Annotated in this window: 22 protein-coding genes and 1 pseudogene; 11 read left to right on the forward strand and 12 right to left on the reverse strand. The window is 67.1% G+C overall.

What is annotated here, in order from left to right:
* On the reverse strand, positions 1-372 hold a 372-nt coding region (locus CI15_RS38240; protein ID WP_420915852.1), incomplete at its 3' end, for a hypothetical protein.
* A 42-nt stretch (positions 373-414) separates the two neighbouring features.
* Here CI15_RS38240 and cobA point away from each other — a divergent pair.
* From cobA to bluB, 5 genes and pseudogenes are all read left to right on the forward strand, one after another.
* Positions 415-1,140: pseudogene (gene cobA / locus CI15_RS38190) on the forward strand (uroporphyrinogen-III C-methyltransferase); the annotation flags it as partial.
* 27 nt (positions 1,141-1,167) lie between these two features.
* Positions 1,168-1,626 (forward strand): cobalamin biosynthesis protein, encoded by a 459-nt coding sequence (locus tag CI15_RS38195; protein WP_338152544.1) that lies wholly within the window; start codon positions 1,168-1,170, stop codon positions 1,624-1,626.
* A complete protein-coding gene (gene cobO / locus CI15_RS10150) occupies positions 1,623-2,225 on the forward strand; it encodes a cob(I)yrinic acid a,c-diamide adenosyltransferase (RefSeq protein ID WP_062127243.1) in 603 nt (200 codons plus the stop codon). Before CI15_RS38195 ends, cobO begins: the two co-directional genes overlap by 4 nt.
* Positions 2,226-2,228: 3 nt before the next feature.
* Positions 2,229-3,527, forward strand: a complete 1,299-nt coding sequence (locus CI15_RS10155) for a cobyrinic acid a,c-diamide synthase CobB (protein ID WP_062127246.1) — start codon at positions 2,229-2,231, stop codon at positions 3,525-3,527.
* Positions 3,511-4,170, forward strand: a complete 660-nt coding sequence (bluB, locus tag CI15_RS10160; RefSeq protein WP_062127248.1) for a 5,6-dimethylbenzimidazole synthase — start codon at positions 3,511-3,513, stop codon at positions 4,168-4,170. Before CI15_RS10155 ends, bluB begins: the two co-directional genes overlap by 17 nt.
* Positions 4,171-4,221: 51 nt before the next feature.
* Here the strand turns inward: bluB and CI15_RS10165 are convergent, their stop codons facing one another.
* From CI15_RS10165 to CI15_RS10200, 8 genes are all read right to left on the reverse strand, one after another.
* Positions 4,222-4,836 carry a DUF4136 domain-containing protein gene (locus tag CI15_RS10165; RefSeq protein ID WP_062127251.1) on the reverse strand — a complete coding sequence of 205 codons (615 nt, stop codon included), beginning with the start codon at positions 4,834-4,836 and terminating at the stop codon, positions 4,222-4,224.
* 42 nt (positions 4,837-4,878) lie between these two features.
* Positions 4,879-7,374: a CHASE2 domain-containing protein gene (locus tag CI15_RS10170; RefSeq protein ID WP_062127253.1), complete on the reverse strand. Its 2,496-nt coding sequence runs from the start codon at positions 7,372-7,374 to the stop codon at positions 4,879-4,881.
* Between the two features lie 66 nt (positions 7,375-7,440).
* Positions 7,441-8,850, reverse strand: coding sequence for a FecR family protein (locus CI15_RS10175; protein ID WP_062127645.1), 1,410 nt, complete (start codon positions 8,848-8,850; stop codon positions 7,441-7,443).
* Between the two features lie 38 nt (positions 8,851-8,888).
* Positions 8,889-9,629: a response regulator transcription factor gene (locus CI15_RS10180; RefSeq protein ID WP_062127256.1), complete on the reverse strand. Its 741-nt coding sequence runs from the start codon at positions 9,627-9,629 to the stop codon at positions 8,889-8,891.
* 963 nt (positions 9,630-10,592) lie between these two features.
* The gene (locus CI15_RS10185; RefSeq protein WP_062127259.1) at positions 10,593-14,090 is read right to left on the reverse strand and encodes a DEAD/DEAH box helicase; all 3,498 of its coding nucleotides are present in this window, start codon (positions 14,088-14,090) and stop codon (positions 10,593-10,595) included.
* Between the two features lie 209 nt (positions 14,091-14,299).
* Positions 14,300-14,839 (reverse strand): cytochrome b, encoded by a 540-nt coding sequence (locus CI15_RS10190; protein WP_062127262.1) that lies wholly within the window; start codon positions 14,837-14,839, stop codon positions 14,300-14,302.
* The gene (locus CI15_RS10195; protein WP_062127265.1) at positions 14,836-15,936 is read right to left on the reverse strand and encodes a catalase family peroxidase; all 1,101 of its coding nucleotides are present in this window, start codon (positions 15,934-15,936) and stop codon (positions 14,836-14,838) included. Before CI15_RS10195 ends, CI15_RS10190 begins: the two co-directional genes overlap by 4 nt.
* Positions 15,937-16,077: 141 nt before the next feature.
* Positions 16,078-16,350, reverse strand: coding sequence for a DUF4148 domain-containing protein (locus tag CI15_RS10200; protein ID WP_062127268.1), 273 nt, complete (start codon positions 16,348-16,350; stop codon positions 16,078-16,080).
* Between the two features lie 164 nt (positions 16,351-16,514).
* Here CI15_RS10200 and CI15_RS10205 point away from each other — a divergent pair, with 164 nt between their 5' ends.
* The 3 genes from CI15_RS10205 (at position 16,515) to CI15_RS10215 (ending at position 18,798) form a co-directional block, all read left to right on the forward strand.
* A complete protein-coding gene (locus tag CI15_RS10205; protein ID WP_062127271.1) occupies positions 16,515-17,240 on the forward strand; it encodes an anti-sigma factor family protein in 726 nt (241 codons plus the stop codon).
* A 191-nt stretch (positions 17,241-17,431) separates the two neighbouring features.
* Entirely contained in the window at positions 17,432-17,950 is a 519-nt protein-coding gene (locus CI15_RS10210) for an RNA polymerase sigma factor (RefSeq protein WP_062127274.1), read from the forward strand.
* Positions 17,947-18,798: an anti-sigma factor family protein gene (locus CI15_RS10215; RefSeq protein WP_062127277.1), complete on the forward strand. Its 852-nt coding sequence runs from the start codon at positions 17,947-17,949 to the stop codon at positions 18,796-18,798. Before CI15_RS10210 ends, CI15_RS10215 begins: the two co-directional genes overlap by 4 nt.
* On the opposite strand, the gene CI15_RS10220 is transcribed toward CI15_RS10215, so the two are convergent.
* Entirely contained in the window at positions 18,765-19,670 is a 906-nt protein-coding gene (locus CI15_RS10220) for an AraC family transcriptional regulator (protein WP_062127280.1), read from the reverse strand. The two genes, CI15_RS10215 and CI15_RS10220, sit on opposite strands and share 34 nt — an antisense overlap.
* A 237-nt stretch (positions 19,671-19,907) precedes the next feature.
* Between CI15_RS10220 and CI15_RS10225 the strand changes: the two genes are divergently transcribed.
* Positions 19,908-20,813, forward strand: a complete 906-nt coding sequence (locus tag CI15_RS10225) for an NmrA family NAD(P)-binding protein (protein ID WP_062127282.1) — start codon at positions 19,908-19,910, stop codon at positions 20,811-20,813.
* 37 nt (positions 20,814-20,850) lie between these two features.
* Positions 20,851-21,075 (forward strand): hypothetical protein, encoded by a 225-nt coding sequence (locus CI15_RS37145; RefSeq protein ID WP_062127283.1) that lies wholly within the window; start codon positions 20,851-20,853, stop codon positions 21,073-21,075.
* A 115-nt stretch (positions 21,076-21,190) separates the two neighbouring features.
* Here CI15_RS37145 and CI15_RS10235 read toward each other — a convergent pair whose 3' ends face one another.
* Both CI15_RS10235 and CI15_RS10240 read right to left on the reverse strand, forming a co-directional pair.
* Positions 21,191-22,090: a hydroxymethylglutaryl-CoA lyase gene (locus tag CI15_RS10235; RefSeq protein WP_062127286.1), complete on the reverse strand. Its 900-nt coding sequence runs from the start codon at positions 22,088-22,090 to the stop codon at positions 21,191-21,193.
* Between the two features lie 95 nt (positions 22,091-22,185).
* A complete protein-coding gene (locus CI15_RS10240) occupies positions 22,186-23,913 on the reverse strand; it encodes an AMP-binding protein (RefSeq protein WP_062127289.1) in 1,728 nt (575 codons plus the stop codon).
* 179 nt (positions 23,914-24,092) lie between these two features.
* Between CI15_RS10240 and CI15_RS10245 the strand changes: the two genes are divergently transcribed.
* On the forward strand, positions 24,093-25,088 hold the full coding sequence (locus CI15_RS10245) for an AraC family transcriptional regulator (protein WP_082814197.1): 996 nt from the start codon (positions 24,093-24,095) through the stop codon (positions 25,086-25,088).
* The last annotated feature ends 44 nt before the right edge of the window (positions 25,089-25,132 follow it).

The raw sequence follows: 25,132 nt of genomic DNA on the forward strand, positions 1-25,132 counted from the left end.
GTCCCCGCAACGGTAAGCGACCTGCGGCGCGCGACTCGATTCCGTCTTCGATTCCGCCGCGCCGCGCATGCGTTTTTTGATGCCACTGTCCCGCGAATTCGCAAACAGGGACGGGAAGGCAAAGCGCGTGAGGCCGCCAGCCCGGATACCGGCCAGACGCGGAGGCGGCGCCGCATGCATCCGTGCATCACGTGCGCCGCCGGCCGCCGGAATCCGCGGGGAACGGATGTGAAGGCGTTCAAGCGCGGCATCGCGTGTGTCGTGGCGTTTTTTCTGATGAATTCGCCGCGCGCCGCGCGTTTCACCGCGCCCGGATTCGCAGTAGCGCATGACCTCAATGTTCACCGCCGCGTGCGCTGTCGCGCGCCGCATCTCCTCTCCCCACACCGCATGGCGCGCGCCATGCATGCCGCGATGACGCGCGCGTGGCTGATCGGCGCCGGTCCCGGCGACGTCGAACTGATGACGCTCAAGGCCACCCGCGCGCTCGCGCAAGCCGATGTCGTGCTCGTCGACGATCTGGTGAATCCCGACGTGCTGCAGTTCGCGCGCGCCGACGCGCAAGTCGTGTACGTCGGCAAGCGCGGCGGCCATCCATCCACACCGCAAGCGGACATCGTCGCGCAAATGCTCGCGCATCTGCGCGCCGGGCGCAGCGTCGCGCGGCTCAAGGGCGGCGATCCGTTCGTGTTCGGCCGCGGTGGCGAAGAGTTGCAGGCGCTGCACGCAGCGGGTATCGACGCCGACGTGATCAACGGCATCACGGCCGGCATCGCCGCACCCGCGGCGCTCGGCATCGCCGTCACGCATCGCGATTACGCGCAGGGTGTCGTGTTCGTCACCGGCCACGGCGCCGGCAGCAGCGAGCCTGACTGGGCCGCGCTCGCGGCGACGCGCATGACGCTCGTCATCTATATGGGCATGCGGCGGCTCGGTGAAATCGCCGGCGCGTTGCTCGCGGCCGGCCTGCCAGCCGAGACCCCCTGCGCGGCGATCGAATCGGCGACGCGGCCCGGGCAGCGTCACGTGCTCGCGCCGCTGCGCGAGTTTGCCGAGGCGGTCGCGCGCGCAGGGCTCGGCTCGCCGGCCATCGTCGTGATCGGCCGCGTGGCATCGCTCGCGCTGGCGCGTGAGGCCGCGCAAGGCGACGCACGCGCGCGGCAAACATTGAGCGTCGGCATCGGTTGCCGCTTGCACAGCGAAGCCGCCGATATCGAAGCGGCCGTACGCGCCGCGCTCGGATCGAATGACTTCGCGCAGATCCGCACCATCGCGACGATCGACAGCAAAGCCGACGAGCCGGGCCTGCTCGAATTCTGCTCACGCCATCAGCTGCCGTTGCGACTGTTCAGCCGCGAGCAGATCGCCGCCGTAGCGGTCGCGTCGCCGTCGGCGGCCGCGCGCGCGCATCTCGGCGTCGACGGTGTGTGCGAGCCGTGTGCGCTGCTGGCGGCAACAGCAACGGATTCAACGACGGCCACGCAAGCCGCGCGTCTGGTCGTACGCAAGCGCACGCACGCCGGCATCACCGTGGCGATCGCAGCGGCGACCCGTGCTGCTTTTAGCGAAGCACCCAGCGACGCGCCCCCAATCCATCCCGCCTCTCAAGACCAGGACCCTCGATGAAAACCGATCCCGAATCGCATCAACGCATGACCGAACGCCGCCGTGAAGGCCACGAAAAAAAGCAGGCCGGCGCGACCGTCGAAAAAGGCCTGCTGATCGTCAACACCGGCACCGGCAAGGGCAAAAGCACGGCCGCGTTCGGCATGGCCGTGCGCGTGCTCGGCCACGGCATGCGGCTCGGTGTCGTGCAGTTCATCAAGGGTGCGCTGCATACGTCGGAGCGCGACTTCCTCGGCGCGATCGCGCAATGCGATTTCGTCACGATGGGCGACGGCTACACCTGGAACACGCAGAACCGCGAGGCCGACATGGCGACCGCGCGCAAAGGCTGGAACGAAGCGCGGCGGATGATCGAAAGCGGCGACTACCAGATGGTGATCCTCGACGAGCTGAACACCGTGCTCAAGTACGAATACCTGCCGCTCGACGAAGTGCTCGCCGTGATCCAGGCGCGCACGCCGATGCTGCACGTCGTCGTGACCGGCCGTCACGCGCCCGACGCGCTGATCGAAGCCGCCGACCTCGTCACCGAAATGCGCGCGATCAAGCATCCCTATCGCGAGCAGGGCGTGAAAGCGCAGCGCGGCGTGGAGTTCTGAGCGATGTCAGCGTGCCCCGCGCTGTTCATCAGCGCGCCCGCGTCGGGACAAGGCAAGACCACGATCACCGCCGGGCTCGCGCGCTATCACCGGCGGCTCGGACGGCGCGTGCGCGTCTTCAAGACCGGCCCGGATTTTCTCGACCCGATGATCCTCGCGCGCGCGAGTGGCGCGGCGGTGCTGTCGCTCGATCTGTGGATGGTCGGCGAAAGCGCGTGCCGCAATCTGCTCGCGCAGGCGGCGCAAGAGGCTGATCTGATCCTGATCGAAGGCGTGATGGGTTTATTCGACGGCACGCCGAGCAGCGCCGATCTTGCGAGCGCGTTCGGCGTGCCGGTGCTCGCGGTGATTTCCGCGCAGGCGATGGCGCAGACCTTCGGCGCGCTCGCGTTCGGGCTCGCGCGCTTCAGGCCGCAACTGCCGTTTCATGGCGTGCTCGCGAATCGCGTCGGTTCCGCGCGGCACGCGCAGATGCTGCGGGAAGCGCTTCCGCCCGAGCTGCGCTGGTGCGGCCACATCGCCGCGAGCGACGAGATCACGCTGCCCGACCGCCACCTCGGCCTGCACCAGGCCGACGAAATCGACGATCTCGAAGCGCGCCTCGAACGCGCGGCGGATACGCTCGCGTCGACCGCGCTCGCCGAACTGCCGCCGCCGGTCGAGTTCGGCGCGCCCGCGCCCGAGGTGCTGCCGCGCCTGCTGGAAGGCAGGCACATCGCCATCGCGCGCGACGCCGCGTTCTCGTTCATCTATCCGGCCAACGTCGCGCTGCTCGAAGCGCTCGGCGCGCGGCTCAGCTACTTCTCACCGCTCGCCGACGAAGCCCTGCCCGACGACACGCACGCGCTCTATCTGCCCGGCGGCTACCCCGAGTTGCACGCGGCGACGCTCGCGGCCAACGCGCACAGCGCCGCCTCGATCCGCGCGCACGTCGAGGGGAACAAACCGGTGCTCGCCGAATGCGGCGGCATGCTCTATCTGCTCGACACGCTGACCGACACCCACGGCACGCGCACGCCGATGCTCGGCCTGCTGCCCGGTCACGCGACGATGCAAACCCGCTTCACGTCGCTCGGCATGCAGCAGATCGACGGGCTGCACGGAACGCTGACTGGCCATACGTTTCACTACTCGAAGCTCGCCACGCCGCTCGCGGCAGAGCGCTTCGCCACGCGCGCGCACAGCGACACGCCCGGCGAAGCGATTTTCCGCGTGGGCCCGATTGTGGCAACCTATATGCACGCTTACTGGCCCTCCAACCCGGCCTTCACGGCCGCCCTCTTTCATGGCGAAGCCTTTTGACGACTCCGAGCGCGACGCGGTCTATCGCGCGATTTACGAACGCCGCGACATGCGCCACTTCGTGCCCGATCCGGTCGACCCCGCGGTGCTGCGGCGTCTGCTCGACGCGGCGCATCACGCGCCGAGCGTCGGCTTCATGCAGCCCTGGCGCATCGTGCGCATCACCGATGCCGGCCTGCGCGAGGGCTTGCGCGACATCGTCGAACGCGAACGGCTCGCGACCGCCGACGCACTCGGCAAGCGCCGCGACGAGTTCATGAAGCTGAAGGTGGAAGGCATGCGCGAATGCGGGGAACTGCTCGTGATCGCGCTGATGGACGGCCGCGAGCGGCACGTGTTCGGCCGTCGCACGCTGCCGGAGATGGACCTCGCATCGGTCGCGTGCGCGATCCAGAACATGTGGCTCGCCGCGCGCGCGGAAGGATTGGGGCTGGGATGGGTGTCGCTGTTCGACGTCGACGCCGTGCACCAGTTGCTCGGCATGCCCGAAGGCGCGCGGCCGGTGGCGATTTTGTGCCTCGGCCACGTCGACGCGTTCTACAGCGAGCCGATGCTCGAAACCGAGCGCTGGGCGAGCCGTCTGCCGCTCGCCGATTGCGTGTTCGAAAACCACTGGCCACGCGACGAGCCGACGCAGGAATAGCTCACCCGCCCGGCCATCGTGGCGCGACCCGGACGGCCAGCACGCGTCGAATCAACGCTGCAGCGGTTGCATCGACTCGACGTTCGGCACGCCGCTCGCCTTGTCGATGCTGAGTTTCACCCGCCAGTCGGCCGGCGCGTCGAACGGCAGCTTCGCGAGCGCGGTTTTCACGAGCAACGGCAGCGCCTCCTGCGGGTCCGCGTTTCGATCCGTGAACACCGCGCCGACCTTGTAGCGCTCGGTGCCGCTCGCGTAGTCGAAGAAGCGCAGCGTCAGCGCGTGCTGATACTCGCGCCCGAACAGCAGCGCGCCGAGACCGCCGCCGCCCGCGCCGCAATCGGCGGGCGCGCAATCTTTGCCGCCAACGCCGATCGACGCCGGCCGCGTGCCATACGCGACCGACAGCAGATAATGCGCGGGCTTGCCCGCCGTATCGACGAAGCCGTGTTTCGCCAGTTCGTCGCGCAGCAGCTTTTCGGCTTGCGGATGGTCGGCGCTATCGTCCTGCGGTTGCGTGCGCGCGAGCGTATAGGTCTGCTCGCCTTGCAGCGCAACGGTGTGGTCGGCGCCGTCGTTGGCGACGGTGTGCACGTCGGCGGTGAGGCCCGCGCAACCGGTAAGGCTCGCCGCGGCCAGCGCGGCGCAAAGGTGAGCGATCCTGGTCATCTTTTCTTTTCTCTCTAGTCCATCGATTTCGTCAACGTCGGGTCAGGCGCCCGGTGCGCTCAATTCGGCGTGCTGCGCGTCGTCGAGCGCGGGCAGCCAGATCGTAAAGGCCGTCCCCTCGCCCGGCGCGCTCACGACCTCGACGCTGCCCCCGTGGCGCGTGACGACGGTTTTGATGAACGCCATGCCGAGCCCCGCGCCGCCCACCTCCGGCCGCTCCGCCTCGTGAAAGCGGCGGAAGCGCTCGAACAGCCCCGCCTGTTGGTCCTTCGGGATGCCATAGCCCTGGTCGCGGATCGTGCACGACACGCGCCGCGGCGCGCTGTCCGTGGGGTTTGCTCGCGACTCGCTCGCGAAACTGCACACGATGCGCGTGTCGGGCGGACTGTACTTGACCGCGTTGTTCAGAATATTGACGAGCGCGCGTGTCATCAGCGAGCGGTCGGCGCAGATCCAGGGATCGTCGTCGCTGTCTTCGCCGGTTTCCGTATGCAGCGTGATGCGCTTCGCGTGGGCCTGCGGCCAAACCTCGTCGCTGGCATCGATCACCAGTTCGGTCAGGCTCAGCGGCTCGAGCACATAGGTCTGCGATTCGGCCCGCGCCAGCTGCACGAAGTCGTCGGCGAGCGTCAGCGCGCGTCGCGCGTAGCGTTCGATGCGCTCGAGCAGACTGCGCGCGAGCACCGGCTCGGTCCGCGCGCGCTCGATCTCGACCAGCGCGAGAATCGATGCCTGCGGCGAGCGCATGTCGTGCGACAGCAGCCGCAGCGCGTCCTCGCGCTGACGCTCGGCCACATGCAGCGCCGACACGTCGACGAGACCGGCGATCCAGCCGGTCGTCTCGCCCTGCGCGTTGGTGCAGGTGGCGTAGCGCAGCAGATGATCGCGTTCGTTCGCGTCGCGCACCTCGACGCCCTGGGCCATCAGCGCCGCGAACTCGCCGCGCGTCGGATCGAGCAAGGCCGGCCAATGCGCGTGCGCTTGGAGATTGCGCTCGGTGTCCGTGGCCGCGCCGGCATCGATCGTCTTCACGAGCGTGAGACCGCCGAGCACGCTTTGCATCGGCCGCCCCTCCGGCATCGGCGCGCCGAGCCGGGCGAAATGCGCTTTCGCCGCATGATTGGCGATCAGCACGACGCCGGCCAGATCGCTGACGAGAATCGGCTCCGGCACGCTGTCGAGGCTGTCCCACACGAAGCGCTTCATGTCCTGCACCCGTTGCGCGGCCTGCGCCATCAGCGCCATATGCTGCTCGAGCACATCGCCGCCAAACTCGCGGCGGCGCTTCGGCGCTTCGGGCAGCAGATGCGGCTCGTCGGCGAGCCGTTGCAGCTCGCCGCGCAGATACGCCATCGTCATTTCGAGGCGGCGCCAGTTCCAGATCGGATACACGATCACGACGCCTAGAATGGCCGGCACCGGCGACATCCAGAGCCGGCCGCCATACAGCAGCAGCGCGCTGCCGGCCGCCGCCAGCAGCACCAGCGCCACGGTCAGCAAGAGCGAGCGGCGCGGCGACAGCACGAGGAAACCGGCGAGCAGCGCGGCGAGCGGCCCCAGGGCGGCCGCGAACACGACCCACCACCCGACCGGCTGGATCTCGCGGCCGGTCAACAGCGTATCGAGCACGTTCGCGTGGATGTAGACGCCCGGCAGCGGACCGAGCTCACCCGACACCGGCGTCGCGAAACGGTCGTACAAGCCCGACGCCGTCACGCCGACCACGACGATGCGCCCACGCAGCTGATCGGCCGGCACCTTGCCCGCGAGCACGTCGGCGAAACTGAGCTTCGCGTAGTTCGCGGCATTCGTGCCGAACGGAATCAGGAACCGGCCTTCGCCGCCGTCGCTACCGTCGTCGCTGCCGCGCGCGGGTTCGTTCGCGCGACGCGGCGGCAGCCCGCCGCGCAGATGCAGCTTGCCGCGTTCGACGGCGTCGGCGACGAGCACCATTAGCTGCGGCCAGCGCGAGCCGTCGTCCCCCTGGAAGCGCGCGACGCTGCGCGCGATGCCGTCGCTGTCCACCTCGAAATTGATGTGACCGAGCCCGGCCGCCGCCTGCGCGAGCGGCGCAACGGGTTGGTCGACGGTGCGCTCGCCCCTCGCGTCGGCCGGTGTCAGCAACACCGGCAGGTAGGTCGGCGAGAGCGCGATGGCGTGGGCGAGTTGGGCGTCGTCGGCGTTGGGCTCCGTGAACAGCACGTCATAGATCACCGCGGCGGGTTGGGCCGCGGCAATCCGTTCGAGCAAGCGCGCATGCACGCTGCGCGGCCACGGCCAGCGGCCGAGCTGGTCGATGCTCGCGTTGTCGATCTCGACGACCACGATGTCGGACAGCAGCGGCTGCGCGCGCCAGTTCAGAAACCGGTCGTACACCAGTTGATCGATGCGGGCGCTTACGTGCCCGAACGAGGTCAGCAGGATTACCGCGATGCCCAGACAGCCGACGCTCACCCACTCGATCAGAAAGCGCCGGCCGGCACGCCGTCCGAGACGGGCGCGCGGATCGAGGCTCAAGCGCGTAGAAGTGGCGGGCAATGGACGATGGAGTCGGGAACGTGGGGATGGGCCGGCCAGCAGGCCGGCCCCGAGAATCTACCAGCGTCAGCGCGCGAGCGTAAAGGAACGAACCGGGCTGCTCTTTTCGTAGAAGCGGCCGTTGTCGAATTGCTCGGCGACGATCGTCCAGTAGTAGACACCCGGCGGCAGATCGCTGATCACCAGTTCGCCGCCGGGCAGATCGGTGCGATCGATGACTGGCTGGCTCAGATCGGCCGTCTTCGCGAGCACGAAGCGAAAACGCGTCGGCACGTTGCTGTGGCTGACGAACCAGCGGAATTCGTAGTCGCGGCTACCCGCGCGCTGCGCGGCCGAAGCGTCCAGCCCCAGCTGGCGCCGCTGGAACGCGTACACGTTCGGCAGGCCGTCGAGACCGTTGCGATCGGTCGACGCCACGCGCACGAAGTACGTGCCGTCCGGCAGATCGCCGAAGTCGGCGCGCGGCTCGCTCACGCGCAGATCGCGCACCAGATCGAGCTGATCGGCGTCGTGGGAAATCTGCAGCCGGTAGCCGACCGCGTGCTCCGCCGGGGTGACGTCGAACACGACGGTCTTGCCGTCCTGCACGCGCGCCGGCCGCGCGAGCGCGGGGGCCGGCAACAGCTGGACCGGACTGCCGACCGCGCCACCCGAGCGCGTCACGTTGCCAAAGCTCGCATTGACCAGTTGCTCGGACGCCTGCAACGGCACGCCTGGCGCCGGCGCGGCGCGCTGGCCGCGTAGGGTGATCGCATCGACACCGACCGCGCCGTCGAGCACGGCCACCGCCGTAGTCTGCGCGCCGCCGTCGTAATCGACGCGAAAACGCGTGCCGCGAACGCCCGCGACCACCGAAGGTGAACGAATCTGGAAGCGATCGTCGCGTCGCGTCGCGTGCGTGACCTGACTCTCGACCTCGCCTCGACGCAGCTCGAAGATGCGATCGGCCACGCCGGTCAGCGTGACGTGCCGCAGTTTCGCGATATTGAGTTCGCCGTTCTGCGCGACCGTCACGTACGAACCGTCGGCCAGCTCGAGCGTCGCGAAACCGTTCGTGCCGGTGCGCAAGCGATCGCCCTCGCCCAGCGTTGCCCCGGCGTTCAACGGCAGATAGGGGTTCGAGTCGAACGCATGCTCGACTGGACCGCTGGTCGCGACCACGCGGGCCGTGTCCCGATCCTGGCGCAGCCTCGAGGCCGGCAGACGCAGCACGATGCCGGCCGACATGCGACGCGGCGCGGGCACGTGATTGAGGTTGCTCAACAGCGCCCAGTCGGTCGGGTCGGCCATGTAGCGAGCGGCGATGTCGTACAGCGTGTCGCCCTCGTGCGTCGTATACGAAGTGTAGACCGGCGGCGCCTTTGGGCCGGCTTTGCCGCCCGCGGGCTGCGCATGGGCGTGTGCGCTCCAGCCCGTCGCGCCCGCGGCAATGAGGCAGGCCAGCGCAAGCCACGCCCCGGCGCCACGGCCGGGCATGGCAGCGCGGCTCGGCGCTGCCGCGTCCACGAAAGCCGTCACGCCTCACCCGCCTCTTCAGTGGGTTCGTCGTCGGCGGCCGGCCGGGTGTCGCTTTCGATCCGCTCGAGGCGGTAGCCGTAGCCGTAGATCGGCGTCAGCCGATAACCCTGCTCCGGACGCAGGCCGAGCTTGCTGCGCAACATCGACACGTGGGTGTCCATGGTGCGCGACGGGATGTCCGTGGCCTGCTTCCAGATCACGTCGAGAATGTGTGCGCGCGACAGCGGCCGGCTCAGATGCTGGAACAGCAGCAGCGCGAGCTCGAACTCCTTCTGCGTGACGGCAACCGGCGTACCGCGCACGACGACGTGCTTCGCGCTCAGGTCAAACTCGAACTCGCCGAAGGCTTCTTTCGTGGCCGGCGGCTTCAGGTAATAGGCGCGACGCAGCAACGAGCCGACCCGCGCGAGCAGCACCGCGCCCGACACGGGCTTGACGAGATAGTCGTCCGCACCGATGTTCAGAATCGACGTGATGTCCGTTTCGCGGCCGCGGCTCGTCATGAACAGGACCGGCAGGCGCTCGGACAGGCTTTCGCGTACCCAGCGCAGCACTTCCTCGCCGGACATGTCGGGAACGTTCCAGTCGAGCACCAACAGATCGAACGTTTGGCGGCGCAGCTGGCGCACCAATTCGCGCCCTGCGCCATACGCGTGACAGACGTGTCCCGCTGCTGACAGCGTTTGACACACAAGATCGGCCTGAGCCGAATCGTCATCGAGGACTGCGATTCTCATAAAACTCCACAACGCAACAGCGCCTTTCGTGGCTGACGGCCGGCGAACCGGCTGACGACCGGGATGACAGCACAACGCCGCCGATCCGGCTTCCCCATAAAACTCCGGCTGCTACTTTTCCGATTAATGGTCCTTTGCCGTGCCCCCGCTTGACGCCGCTTTCGTGAAGCCGAAATCAGCGCGTATATGAATTTGTCATAGCAATTATGCGAGGCAGATCATCATAATCGAAAACCCTGTTCTTTCCCGCTTGCCGTGTACCGGCAATGCGTCGCGAAAAACCCTGATTGAAAATGGTTGATGCGCTTTTTTAAGGTTCGTCCGGTCTGACAGCACGTGCCGGCGCCCTTCCGGGGATGACAGTCGAGGCGGCAAACCGCTGCTGGAACAGCCTTTTGCTTCATCGCCTATTCCCCTCTTTTAAGATTCCTGCCAAATACTCTTATTTAACAATTCCGTAGTCAGTATAAGAATTATCGCAAAATAAATCGTTTAAACATTGTTAGATTTCGTCGTATGCAAATTGTAAATTTGATGCGATCTGCGTGGCCAAATGTGAACTCAATCTGCATTTTGTATGAACGCATCGGACTGTCTCGCATTGGGTGGCCGAGGCGATGACGCACGATCATGCCAGCGGCGCATCGCGGGCAAAAAAAGCGGCGTTGCCTCTTCCGAAGCAACGCCGCTCAAAACACTACACACGCTCGCCGGGGTCTAGCCGCGCGAGTAATGTCACGTTAGCCCGGCGGAGCACCGCACTCAAGACGAAAGAACTTCCTTTGTAACCGCCGCCGAAGTAGTTGTTACCGCCAGCCGACCCTTCGCAGTGCGCGAGTCTTATGCGGTGCGAGTTCGAAATTGGTATGAATTGAAGCCACCTCGGCGGGAATTTACATACACAGACGTTTTGTTACAGTCTGGCCCCCTTTGATGTTGCCGCCACGCATCAGATCAGCGCGGTCAGCGCGAGCCTTCGATCTCCGGCATCGGCGCGAACAGCGCATCGAGATCGTCGTCGGAGAACTTTGAAGCGCCGGCCGCGTCTTCCGCGAGAATGCTGTCGGCGAGGCTGGCCTTGTGCTCCTGCAATTCGACGATCTTCTCCTCGATGCTGCCCGCCGCGATCAGCTTGTAGACGAATACCGGTTTGTCCTGTCCCAGCCGATGTGCGCGGTCGGTCGCCTGGTTCTCGGCGGCCGGGTTCCACCACGGATCGTAGTGGATCACCGTGTCGGCGGCGGTCAGGTTCAGCCCCACGCCGCCCGCCTTCAGGCTGATCAGGAACAGCGGCACCTCGCCCTGCTGGAACCGTTCGACCGGGCTCACGCGATCGACCGTGTCGCCCGTCAGCATCGCATACGGAATCGCGGCTTCGTCGAGCGCCTCGGCGATCAGCGCGAGCATGCCGGTGAACTGCGAGAACAGCAGCACGCGGCGGCCCTCCTCGATCAACTCGGGCAGCATCGACAGCAGCAGATCGAGCTTGGCCGAGCGCATCGCGCGCTCGCCGTCCACGATGCCGCTCGCCGCGCGCAAGAGCCGCGGGTCGCAGCACACCTGGCGCAGCTTCAGCAACGCATCGAGCACGATGATGTGGCTGCGCGCGAGCCCCTGCGCGCTGACCGCCGCGCGCACCTTCTGCTGCATCGCCGTGCGCACGGTTTCGTACAGGTCGCGCTGCGCGCCTTCGAGATCGACCGGACACACGATCGTCGTCTTCGGCGGCAGTTCCTTCGCGACCTCGTCCTTGCGACGGCGCAGCATGAACGGCCGGATACGGCGCGCGAGCAACGCGCGGCGCACGTCGTCGCCGTTCTTTTCGATGGGATTGCGCCAGCGTCGCGTGAAGTCCTTCTGGCTGCCGAGAAAGCCCGGCAGCAGAAAATCGAACTGCGACCACAGCTCGCCGAGATGATTCTCGAGCGGCGTGCCGGTCAGACACAGCCGATGGCGCGCGCGCAAGCCGCGAATCGCCTGCGCGGCCTTGGTGGTCGCGTTCTTCACGTACTGCGCCTCGTCGAGAATCAGCAGATGGTAGTCGTGTTCGGCGAGCACTTTCTGATCGCGCCACAGCAGCGCATAGGTGGTCAGGATCAGCTCGTGTTCGCCGATCTGCTCGAAGCGCTCCTTCCTCTGCGGCCCGTTCAACACCAGCACTTTCAACTCGGGTGCGAAGCGGCGCGCTTCCTCGCGCCAGTTGTGCACGAGCGTGGTCGGCACGACGATCAGCGCGGGATGCGTGAGCCGCCCCGCTTCCTTCTCCGCGAGAATGTGCGCGAGCGTCTGGACGGTCTTGCCGAGCCCCATGTCGTCGGCGAGCACGCCGGCCAGATCCTGTTCGCGCAGGAATTGCATCCAGTTCAGGCCCTGGTGCTGATACGCGCGCAGCTCGGCCTTCAGACCGCGCGGCAGCGGCACTTCGCGCAGGCCCGGACCGGCCTGCAGACGGCGCGCGAGCTCGCGGATCGACGCGTCGCCGCTGAACTGCCAGCGGCCGGTATCGTGCAGCGCGTCGAGCCGGCCGGCATCGACCGCGGGCACGCGCAACGGCGCGCCTTCGGCAAGCGCGCCGCCGAGCGAATCGAACAGATCGACCAGCACGCGCACCACCGGCTTCAGACGATCGGCGCGCAACCGCAGGCGTTTGTTCTCCTCGGTTTTGAGCTCGATCGGCTCGTCGTCGCGGATGCTTTCCAGCGCGCCGGAGAGCCAGCGCCGGTCGCGCCGGAACAGATCGGCCAATAGCGGTTCGAGCCGCACGTTGCGCTCGCCGACGCGAATGCCCATCTCCAGATCGAACCAGCCGTCGCCGGCTTGCTGCGCGGTGCCGTCGATCGCGTCGATCTCGATCACGTTGTAGCGGAACTCGGGCGCCATCGTCACGCGCCAGCCCTTCGCGACCAGATCCGGTACCGCGTCGTTGACGAACTCGGACCATGCATCGGCGTCGGGCAGACCGAGCATCGTGTCGGGCAACAGGCGCGAGGCGTGCAGGTTGCGCGTCGGCACCTTCTGCAGCCCGGTCTTGCGCAGCTCCAGCAAGCGCTTTTTCTCGCTGTCGTAGCGTCGGCGAATGTGGATCACGTCGCCGCCCGGCAGCGGCACCAGCGTCACGCTGCTGTCGGCGTTGATGCTGACGCCGTCGTAGTCGAAGCTCGCGGCGGCCAGTTCGACGGCGGCGGAGATGCGCTCCAGGCCCTTCGCGGTCTTAGCGGTTTTCGCGGCTTTAGAAGTTTTAGCGGTTTTCGTCCCCTTCGCGACGCCCGGCAGCGCGTGGCTATTCAGCGTCAGCACCGGCACCGGCTCGACGTCGATCACCCGGATCGCGGGCGTGTCGTGGGTCGGCGGCAGCGGCAACCCGGGCGCGATCTCGCGCAACACCGATGCGACGAGCGGCGCCTCGGCCAGCGAGATCGGCGGCATCGCGAGGTAGTCGGGCAGTTGCTGGAACGGCAGCGTCAACGGCACGACGCCCGCCTCGTTGGCGACGCCGTCCACGTACCAGACCGGCTCGGTCGGCAGCACCATGCTCGCGCGCGGTTCGGTGCGCAGCACCGGGCGCAGGCGCTCGTCGGCGAGCGGCTCCCATTCGATCCGGCCGGGCCGGTCGGCGGCCCGCGCGAGCGGCGTCGGGCCCGCGTGACCGGGCGCGATGCTGAAGTCGAAGAACAGGCGCCCGGTGGCGATCAGCTTTTGCAGCGTCTCCGCGCCGCTCGTGCCGCGCAGCACGAACTGGCCCAGATCCTCGCGCGAGCGGCCGAGCCACAGGCCGCGCAGGATCGACAGGTCTGCGTCGGAGACGAAACGCGGCTGCCTGAGCAGCGCGCCTTCGACGTCGCCCCAGCTATCGCCCACTTCGACGATCACGCCCTCCGCGTCACAGCGCGCGCGATGCAGCACGACTTCGTGGCGCATATGGAAGCTCGACCAGTTGAGCCGATAGGCGAGCGTTTCCGTGCGCGCGGCGTCCACCTTGCGGGCGGCATCTCTTTCGGTGACGGACTCGGCCGCGCGGGCGCGCGCGCGAAATCGCTCGAGCCAGCTGACCAGTTCCGGTCGCACGCCCGGCGATGGCGATGGCGACGGCGGCACACCCGGCACCGTGATCCGCCGCGCGATGAATACTTCCGAGGTGGCCGGCTCGCTGTCGTCCTCGACCTGGGTGATGTGATCCATCTCGTCGTGGTAGTCGAGTTCCGCGAGCAGCAGCGCCGCGACGTGCTTGCAATTGCGGCCGACCGGGCACGTACATTCGCCTTCGGCCCACGGCGACCCGCCATCGGTACGGAAGCGAACCCGCGTCCGGTATGGCTGCGGCTGCGAGCCCTGCACCTCGCCCGAGAGCGTCTCGCCCTGCCATTTGACGTGGCTGACCGCGCCCACCGAGCGAGCCTTGGCCACGGTGCGCTCACCGAGCCATTCCGCAATGCGTTCCCGATCGAAGAAAACTGACGACATCCGCGTGCATTCCTTTTCAAACCGGCGAAGGCAAGCGCGCGCGGGCCAAAACAGTGCGCCGGGCGACGCTCGCACGCGACGCCCGGCCGATTCTGTCCAGCTGCGCTTTGCCAGTGGTAACCGGCCATTTTACGCGTTGGACGCAAATGGCTGGGGGCCGCTTGGCACGGTTTTGGGAACGGCCCGATCGAGCCGCGAGTCGAGCGGTTTCAGCGTGCGCCGCGCGCCATGCTGCTCCACACGCCATCGCGCAGGATCAGCGCGTGCAACAACGCCGCCGCCAGATGCAGCAGCACCGTCGCGAACAACGCGAACGCGAGCCACGTATGCAGCGCGCGCAGCAGGGCGAACAGCGCGACGTCGTGCGGCGCGATCGGCGGCAGATGCAGCGCGCCGACCAGCGTGACCGGGTACCCCGCCGCCGACAGCATCGCCCAGCCGATCAACGGCATCGCGAGCATGAGCCCATACAGCACCACGTGCGACGCATGCGCCGCGAGCCGTTGCGGCTTCGACATGCGCGACGGCAATGGCGGACTGCCGCGCACGATGCGCACCCCGAGCCGCACCAGCACGAGCAGCAGCAAGGCGATACCGAGCGGCCGATGCAGCGCGACCAGCGCATCATGGGCACGCGACACCGTCGCGACCATGCCGACCCCGATAAACAGCATCGCGACGATCAGCGGCGCCATCGTCCAATGCAGCAGCCGCGCCAGCGGGCTGAAATGTGTGCGCTCGCGCGTCATGAGTGCTCTCCGGTTGTCTGAACTCGATGGATCTCGGGATGCAGCGCCTCCTCGCGCGTGCGACGCTTGTACGACAGCGCGTAGGCTGCCGAGCGCGCGGCGAGCAGCGGATCGTCCGATGGCGCGATCCCGGCCGGCACGATCGTCGGATCGAAGTTGATGTCGCGGCAGGTACCGTCCTCCTGCGACGTGGTGCGCTCGATCACGAGCGTGCCCGCGTCGACGCGCTGACGATCGTCGGGCCATTGCAGCGTCGCGTCGTTGATCGGGTCGCCCGGCTGCGCGACGCTAAGCAGCAGATGCCAGCGCAAGGGTCCGTGCTGCAGACGCTCGTCGAGATCGGCGGCGAGGAAGTTTTTCTCGGCCTGCTGCGCGGCGCTGACCGGCGCGTACGGTGTGTCGGGCACGACGGCCCAACGCACCGCGCGCGTCGTGCCGTGGGCGTCGGTAAACAGAAACGCGTTGATGCTGTAGTACGCGGCGTTCGCGAGGCTCGACGACGGCGGGTGCGCCTTGACCCAGCGCTGGAACGGTAGCGTCTCGGGATTGGCCGCGTAGAACGCCTTCAGCTTCGCGGGGTCCGGTTTGCCGGTGGCGGGGTCGGGCTTCGCGGCCAGCAATTGCTGATAGAACTGCGCGGGCGTATGCACCGCGAACACCGGCGTCGAATTCATGCCGGTGCGCCACTGTTCGCCGTCCTGAAGCCGGAACTGCAGCGCGAGACTGCGCACCGGCGAACTCGTATCGGGCGCGGACGGATTACCGCCGGGCACCGCGAAGCGACCGGACACCGGCGTGCGGCCCGGCGCGAACACCGCCGCATGCGACAGGGCCGCGCCATTGCCCTTGCTGTCGAAATAGCCCTCGACGCACAGGCCTTTGGCGTGATTGCGTCGATAGCCGGGATGCTGGCCCGCGACTGCTTCGAACGTATCGATGATGCGCGGCGCGCTCAAACGCGCGGGCGTCAGCCAGCCTGCGGTATAGGCGAAGCCGGCCGCGAGCGCGAGCACGGCCGCGCCGATCGCGGCGAGCCGGCATGGCACGCAGATCGGCTGATCGCCCGAGCGGGGATTGGGAACAGGGGGTGGTGTCACGAATACTCCTTTGCCGGATGGATCGATGATTCGATCGACGAAGCGACCAACGTACGGGCGAACACACCGCGCGACGATCTATTCCATCCGGCACCGGCGCGCCCCTTCGATCGCGTTCGCGCGCCGGTGGCCGAGGCCGCTTCAATGGGCGCCGACGGCCGGTGCGCTCGAGCTCGCGACATGGCTCGCGGCGGCCGCCGCCTGCGCGGCGAGCGCCTGCTTGTGCTGCTCGACCTGACGCGCGAACACGGGACTGACGTCGGGGTAGGACGCATCGGTGATGTAGTCGAGACCGTTCTGCTGCGCCTCGATCAATTCCTGGTACACCTGAGCGCGCGTCTTGCCCTGCGCAAACGCGCTCGACGAAGCGGCGAGAACGACGAACGACAATGCAACGAACGAAAGCTTTTTCATGATCGACTCCTCAGAGAGTGGTGCGGGTTCGCACGAGGGAGAACCACGGCCCGGCAGCGTTTATTCCTCGATACCCCGCGTGAAAAAAACATTGCAGGGGCCGGGAATAAATGCGCGCAAAGCGGTGTTCGCCATCGAATCGCCGAAATCCAGCACGCATCATCATGACCTCGACCCGCCCCCCATCCGGTGCTCCGCCCTCCGAACACGACATCCAGGCCTATGCCGACGGCACGCTGACGCCCGAACGGGCCGCGTCGTTGCGCGACTATCTCGGCAAGCATCCGGCGGAAGCGCGGCGTGTCGCCTTTTATGACCGGTTGAACGCACAGATTCAGGCAAGCTTTCAGACCACCGAAGAACCCGTGCAGGGCCATATCGGCGCATCGGGCCGACTGCGCATGCTCCTGCAACCGGCTGCTCGCGCGCGTCGGATACTGGCCGCCCTGGTCGCGCTCGCGCTGTTGCTGATCGCCGTCAGCGGTTGGCTCACGGCGATTCAGGTGTCCGCGCAAGCGCTCAATAACGCCGCCGTAATGGCGCTCGCCGAAGTCACCGCACAGCCCTTTTCGGCGACCTCGCCGACGCGCGTCGATCCGGCCGCGCCGATTCTCGACGCGATCGGCTTGCGCCTCGTCGAGCAACGCGTGCTGCGGCTCGGACCCTGGCAGCGCGCGACCGAGTTCGTGTATCTGAACGGCGATCAGCAGCCGGTGGTGGTGCTGTCGGCTGCCGCGCCGTTCGCGCGTGAAGAACCCCAATGGGCCGCACGCCGCATCGGCGACCTGCGGCTGTTGACATGGACCGCGCGGCGGCAGCGCTTCGCGGTCGCGGGCGATGCGCGCACTCACGGCCTGATGCGCGCCGCCGACGTGATCAGCGCGCGCTGACGGCCCCGCGCACCGCCCTCGAAAAACCGGCGCGCCAGATTGCGCGGAATAAAATGCACAAACCCGTGTTTGCAGTTCGAACGCCTCGTGCGACGGCAGCCTCCGCGACCGTCCCGGCGCGTACCGATATCGACGACGCGAGTGAACAGTGAACCCAATGCCGCCCCCACGCCCCCTGACCGGGATCGACCATGGATGTCCGTGACGAGCTGATGGAGCACGTGCCGCGTCTGCGGCGCTACGCGCGGGCGCTGATCAACAATCGCGAGCTCGCCGACGACCTCGTGCAGGACACGCTCGAACGCGCGCTCGGCCGCACCCGACAGTTCCAGCCGGGCACCGATCTGCGCGCGTGGCTGTTCACGATCATGCACAACGTGTTCGCGAATCAGGCGCGCAAGGCGTCGGCGCGGGCCGTCCACGTCGCCGTCGACGACGACAGCATCGCCGAAACCGAGCTCGCGGTGCCGTCGGGCCAGATGCATTCGCTCGAAATGCGCGACCTCGACTACGCGCTGCAGCGGCTGCCGGTCGAGCAGCGCGAGGTGGTGCTGCTGGTCGGCCTCGAGGAGATGAGTTATGCCGATGTCGCGCTCGCGCTGAACATTCCGATCGGTACGGTGATGTCGCGCTTGTCGCGCGGACGCGAACGGTTGCGGGCTTTGATGGCGGGCGCCCAGCCCGGTGCGAAATTACAGGTGGTGCGATGAGCGAGCCGCAAATGCCGATCGGCGAAGAAGACTTGCACGCGTACGTGGACGGCACGCTGTCCGACGAGCGACGTGCCGAGGTGGAGCGCGCGCTCGAACAGAATCCGGAGCTGGCCGCGCGCGTCAGCGATTATTTTTCGCTCAATGGCCTGCTTCACGAGCGCTATGACCGCGTGCTCAGCGAGCCCGTGCCGAAGCGTCTACAGACGGGCACGCCGCGCCACGCGCGGCTGGCCGCGAACTGGCCGCGTTATGCCGCGCAGTTCGCGGGCATGGCAGCGGCACTCGTGCTCGGCGTGGGTATCGGCATGCACCGGAACGATCTGATTCCACCGGTGGCGATCGGTCAAAGCGACGCCGGGGCAGACACTCAGGCTGGCAATCGTCCGGTCAGCGCGGACAGCGCCGAAGGTTTCGCGCGCCGGGCGGCGGTGGCGCACGTCGTCTACATGCCGGCGATCGACCGGCCGAGCGAGATGGGCGCCGATCAGGAGCAGGACTTCGTGCAGTGGCTCGCGAACCGGCTCGGCACCCAGGTCCATCCGCCGATGCTCTCGAAGGAAGGCTTCATGCTGTCGGGTGGCCGCCTGTTGCCCGGCGACGATGGCCCGACTGCGCAGTTCATGTATCGCGGACCGAACGGCGAGCGCGTCACGCTGTGCATCTCGCATCGGCGCGAGAACGCGAATACGACGGCGTTCAAGCTGTATCAGGCGGGGCCCGTCAACGTGTTCTACTGGGTCGACGGCGATTTTGGCTATGCGGTGTCGGGCGGAATCGATCGCAAGGCGCTGTTGCAGCTCGCGCATGCCGTCTATGCGCAGCTGACGGGGGCGGCGCCTGGTTGAAGCGGATCGGTCCCGCGCAGTTGGCGCGGCGTGACGCCCAATAGACGCGACATCCACTGCGCCATATGGCTCTGATGCGCGAAGCCGGTGTCGAGCGCGATCTGGCTGGCGCTGAGGCGGCCTTGCAGCAGCAGCGCTCGCGCGCGTTCCACTCGACGCTGTACCACGTACTGATGCACGGGCACACCGAGCGTGTCGCGAAACAGCGCCTTGAAATGCGGCACGCTCAGTTGCGCCTGTGCGGCGAGTTCGTCGAGCGTCAGGCGCTGATCGAGATTCGCGTCGATGAACTCGATCACACGCGCGGCCGTGCGCGGCGCAAGCGTGCGGCGCTGCTTGCCCGATGCGGGTTCGGCGCCGATCAGCCGCACCAGCATCGCTGTGCACAGACTTTCGGCGTAGAGCGGATCGGACGCGTCGTCCGCCTCGAGTTCCGCGCGCAGCGCCCACGCGAGATGCTGAAAGCGCGGATCGCGCATCTGGAAGCGCGGGCGTAGCTGCGCGTCGGCCGATTTCAGCGCGAGCTGCTCGACGGTCCTTGTTGCAAAGTCCTCGGCGAACCAGATGCTGAAAATCGTGCACGCGGCATCATCGTTCCACTGGCCTTCGAGCCCCGCGGGGATCACATCCGCGTCGCCGTGAGCCTGAATCCGCGCGTGGCGGCGCGCATCGCACAGGCAGCGCGCCGTCACCGGCGCGCCGACGTGCACGCCCACGCGGTGATGGCCGAACGCGGGGATTCGATGCAAGCCGGCCGACACGTTGACCAGTTCCGCACCGAAGCCATGCCAGCCGAGCGCCCTGCTCGTGCGCACGGCGATGCGCGTGCCGCTGTGCGGCGCAGGCGCGGGAATCGGGGTGACGGCGTTCATCGCTTGTCTCCTGAATGACCTGAATGACGGGGAGATCCGTGCATTGTGCGGCGTTTTTGGCGAGTTCGCCGGAGTGACGGAATTTCGTAGCGCGTGGACGGCCGATGCGATTCGCTCGTTCCGCACGGCGTCGCTGCAAAAAATCATCCGTATCTGCGCAATGTCATCCAGATCTGAGCGCCCCGCGAGCCCCGCACCTCTACGATCAGGCCATAGCGATCCTCAAAGGAGCACAACGTGTTCGTCATTTTCGGAGCTACCGGTCATGTGGGCCGAGCGAGCGCGGCGGCATTGCGTCGCGCGGGCCACCCAGTACGGGCAGTCGTGCGCGACGCCACGCAAGCCGACGCGCTCGCGGCAATCGGTTGCGAGATCGCGCTCGCCGACCTGAGCGACGCGAACTCGATCACGCGCGCCATCGAGGGCGCCCATGCAGTGCAATGGCTCTGTCCGGTGCCGCAAGCGCACGACGATCCCGCCGCCGAGATGCGGCAAATTATCGACACGGGTGTCGCCGCTTTTCGCACGGCCGCGCCGCCGCGAATCCTCGCGCTGTCCGACTACGGCGCCGAGCACGCGCACGGCACCGGCATCACGACGCTGTTCCACTACCTCGAAACGCGGCTGCGCACCGTCGCGTCGCCGCTGATCTTGCTGCGCTCGGCCGAGCATATGCAGAACTGGGCGCGCGTGTTGCCCGTCGCGCTCGAACGTGGTGTGTTGCCGAGTCTGCATGATCCGCTCGACAAGCTGTTTCCGACCGTCGCCGCACAGGACGTCGGCGAGCTTGCCGCACAGTTGCTGCTCGATGACGAGCCTTCGCGCACGACGCCGCGCGTGGTCAGTATCGAAGCCAGGGAGAGAGTGAGTGCGCTCGACGTCGCGCGCATCCTGGCGGAACTGTCGGGGCGGCCGATCGTCGCCCATCGGGTGGCGCGCCACGAATGGCCTGCCGTGTTGCGCGGCGCCGGGCTCGGAGAGCGGCACACGCAGCTGATCGTCGATCTGTACGACGCGCACAACGCGGGCCGCATCGACGTCGAGGCGAACATCAGCGAGCGATGCTTCGGCGCGACGACGCTGCAACAGGTATTGGGAGCGCTGCTATCGCGCGTGGGCGGTACAGAAGCGGCGGCGAGCTGAGAAGAGCGCCACGGACGGTCAACCAAGGAGAGCCAGCATGCAGACCTGCCCGTTGCGTCGCGCATGGATCGACGCCGAATCGACGAAAACGGCAATGCGGCGGATGCGCTGCGCCGTGCCGACCCCGCCAGCGAGCCCGCATTCACGCGCCGAGCTTTGGCTGCGCGTCGCGATATCGCTAGCGAGCCTGATCGGCTGGCGCGCGCTGGCGAATCTGCTCAACGCGATTCCCGACAGCAACGACGATTTCGGCTTGCTCTAAAGATGAGGCGCGCCGGCGCGTTCTATCCCATGTGCCCGGGTCAAGCGGACGCCGGGACATGGACCTCGAGCGTCGCCAGCCCACGCAAGGCAATGCGATGCGGCCCAAAGCCGCATCACGAGCGCTTCGCGAGGACGGCCCGGCCCACCCGCGAGCCGTTCTCGCGGCCGAGTTGCGCCGAGATCCACGCGCCGCAATCCACCAGCGCATCCAGATCGATGCCGGTGCTGGCGTTCAGTCCGTGCAGCAGGTACACGAGGTCTTCGGTCGCGACGTTGCCGGTCGCCCCCTTCGCATAGGGACAGCCGCCCAGCCCGGCCACCGAGCTGTCGAACACCCGGAGTCCGAAGTCGTACGAAGCGTGCACGTTGGCCGTCGCCATGCCGTACGTATCGTGGTAATGGCCGGCCAGCGCGGCGAGCGGCACCCGCGCCGCGACCGCTTCGAGCATGGGCAGCACCGAGCCCGGCGTGCCGACGCCGATCGTGTCGCCGAGCGACACCTCGTAGCAGCCGAGTTCGTAAAGGCGTGCCGCCACATGCGCGACCTGGCGCGGCGCGATCGCGCCGTCATACGGACACGCGATCACGCACGACACGTAGCCCCGGACCTTGACGCCCTGGCGTTTCGCGGCATCGAGCACGGGCACGAAACGGTCGATCGACTCGTCGATCGAGCAGTTGATGTTCTTCTGCGAGAAGCCTTCCGACGCGGAAGCAAATACGGCCACCTCGCTCGCGCCCTCCGCCACGGCGGCCTCGAAACCCTTCAGGTTCGGCGTCAGCACGGGGTAGTTGACACCGGCCCACCGGCGCAAGCCGCGCATCACCTCGGCCTGGTCCGCCATCTGCGGCACCCACTTCGGCGACACGAACGAGGTGACCTCGATATCGCGCAGGCCCGCCACGGCCAGTCGCTCGATCAGCTCCAGCTTGATCTCGGTCGAGACGTCCTGCTTCTCGTTCTGCAAGCCGTCGCGCGGACCGACTTCGACGATGCGCACCTGTTCCATCATTCGACTCCTTCGAAATCCAGCAAGCCGGTTCTGTCGGCAACCCGCCTGCGCGCGCAATCACACCGCTGAACCATGAACCTCTCCCGTCGATGCGATCACTTCGAGCGGTCCTGCACGAGCCGGAGCTCCTCGATCATCCGCTCGCGCATCGCAAACTTCTGGACTTTGCCGGTGACCGTCATCGGCATCTCGTCGACGAAGCGGATGTAACGCGGAATCTTGTAATGCGCGATCTGATCGCGGCAGAACTCGCGGATCTCGTCTTCGGTGGCCCGCTCGCCCGCCTTCAGGATGATCCAGGCGCAGATCTCCTCGCCGTACTTCTGATCGGGCACGCCGAACACCTGAACGGTCTGGACCTTCGGATGACGGAACAGAAACTCCTCGATCTCGCGCGGGTACACGTTCTCGCCGCCGCGGATCAGCATGTCCTTCACCCGGCCGACGATGTTGCAGTACCCGTTGGCGTCGAGCGTCGCGAGGTCGCCGGTGTGCATCCAGCCGTCGCGCACAGCTTCAAGCGTGCGCGTTTCATCGCCCCAGTAACCCTGCATCACCGAATAGCCGCGGGTGCACAACTCGCCCGTCTCGCCGACCGGCACCACGTTGCCGTCGATGTCGACGATCTTCACTTCGAGATGCGGCTGCACGCGGCCGACCGTCGTCACGCGCTTGTCGAGCGGGTCGTCGGTGCTGCTCTGGAACGACACCGGGGAGGTCTCGGTCATCCCGTACGCGATCGTCACCTCGCGCATGTTCATTTGCGACACGACGCGTTTCATCGTCTCGATCGGGCATGGCGCGCCGGCCATGATGCCGGTGCGCAGCGTCGACAGGTCGTACTGCGCAAATTCGGGGGCCTCGAGCTCGGTGATGAACATCGTCGGGACGCCGTGCAGCGCGGTGCATTTCTCGTCCGAGACCGCCGCGAGCGTCGCCGACGGATCGAACAGCTCGCCGGGAAACACCATCTTCGCGCCGGTCGACACACAGGCCAGTACCGACATCACCATGCCGAAGCAGTGGTAGAGCGGCACCGGGATGCACAGCGCGTCGTGCTCGGTGAGACGCATCGCCTGCGCGACGAAGCGCGCGTTGTTGACGACGTTGTGGTGCGTCAGCGTGGCGCCCTTCGGATTGCCAGTCGTGCCGCTGGTGAACTGGATATTGATCGGATCGTGACAGTCGAGCGACGCGGTGAGGTCGTCGAGCGATTGGCGATCCAGCATCGACGCGCCGCGCGACACGACCTCGTCGTAGCCGAGCATGCCGGATGTGCGCGTCTCGCCCATCCGGATCACGCACTGCAAGGAAGGAAGCTTCCGCGCTGCCAGCTTGCCGGGTTCGCTTGCGGCCAGTTCCGGGGCCAGCGTCTGCAGCATCTCCAGGTACTGCGACGTGCGCAGACGTTCTGCAGAGACGATCGCGCGGCAACCCGATGCATTGAGCGCGTATTCGAGTTCGTGCAGGCGATAGGCCGGATTGAGATTGACGAGAATCACGCCGATGCGCGCGGTCGCGAACTGGGTGACGAGCCATTCGACGCGATTCGGCGACCAGATGCCGAGCCGCTCGCCGCGCCGCAAGCCGAGCGACACGAGCCCCGCGGCGAAGCGATCGACTTGCGCGCTGAACTCGACCCAACTCCAGCGCACGTTCTGTTCGCGGAACACGACCGCAGGCCGTTCGGCGAAGCGGGCGACCGTCTCGGCCAACAGCGCAGCGACGGTCGCCGTCGACAACGCGGCTTCGGTCGATCCCCGCACGTGGGACAGGTTGTCTCGCGGCGCAATACCCGGCGGCGAACCGGCTGATTGGCTCATGGCTGGTCTCCTCATGTCAGGTCGATACAGGAGCAATCGACCGGAGTCAGCTTAAGCGAGCGCAGCGCGCATGTTCTGCCGTTGTGGTAGCTTATCGTGCCAACTTGTGCGAGCCCGACAGCGCCATGCCCGCCGCCTCTTCCCGACGCTCTGTGCGGACCGATCGCGCCGCGACCCCAATGGCATTCGTGAATGCCGCGCTGCTCGGCTACGAGAAATACGGCGCCGATCCGTCCGACGCGCTACGCGAGGCACAAATTGCGCCAGCGCTACTGAGCGATCCCGACGCCCGCGTGACGGCGACGCAATTCGAAGCGCTGTGCCGCGTCGCGATGCAGCAGCTCGACGACGAAGCGTTGGGCTGGTTCTCGCGCCGGCTCCCCTGGGGCAGCTATGGCATGCTGGCCCGCGCCTCGCTGACCTCACCGGACCTCGGCATCGCGCTGAAACGCTGGTGCCGGCACCATCGGCTGCTGACCGACGACATCCTGCCGACCCTGAGCATCGAAGACGACATCGCGACCCTCGAAATCGAGGAACGACGGCCGCTCGGGGCGCTGCGCGAGTTCTGTCTCGTCACCGTGTTGCGCAACGTGCACGGATACGCGTGCTGGCTGATCGATTCCCGCATTCCACTGATCGAAACGGACTTCCCGTTCCAGCGGCCGCCGCACGGCAGCGTTCATTCGCTGATTTTCCCGGGGCCGGTGCAATTCGACCGCGATCGGGCACGCATGCGCTTCGCGGCGCAGTACCTCGCGTTACCGCCGCGTCGCGACGAACGCGCGCTGCGCACGATGCTGCAGCACGCGCTGCCACTCACCGTGCTGCAATACCGTCGCGATCGTCTGTTGGCGAGCCGCGCGCGTGCGCTGATGCTCGCCCGGCCGAGCGAGCCGCACACCGCCGCCGCGCTGGCCGGCGCGCTGAACGTGTCGGTGCGAACGCTGCATCGTCAACTGGAAGAGGAAGGGACGTCGCTGCAGGAGCTGAAGGATGCGGTACGACGCGAGCGGGCGATCGAACAGCTATGCCGCACCACGCATTCGATCAAGCAGATCGCGTTGTCGATCGGCTTCGCGAGCGAAAAGACCTTTGCGCGCGCGTTCCGGCAGTGGACGGGCGCGTCGCCGAGCGAATACCGGCAGAAGAACACCTCTCTCGCGATGAAGTAAGTCGCCGTGAGCGTGAGGCGTAGCGGTTTTCCGGGCCGCCAAAA

The sequence above is a fragment of the Paraburkholderia monticola genome (assembly GCF_001580545.1).
In the GTDB taxonomy this organism is placed as follows: domain Bacteria; phylum Pseudomonadota; class Gammaproteobacteria; order Burkholderiales; family Burkholderiaceae; genus Paraburkholderia; species Paraburkholderia monticola.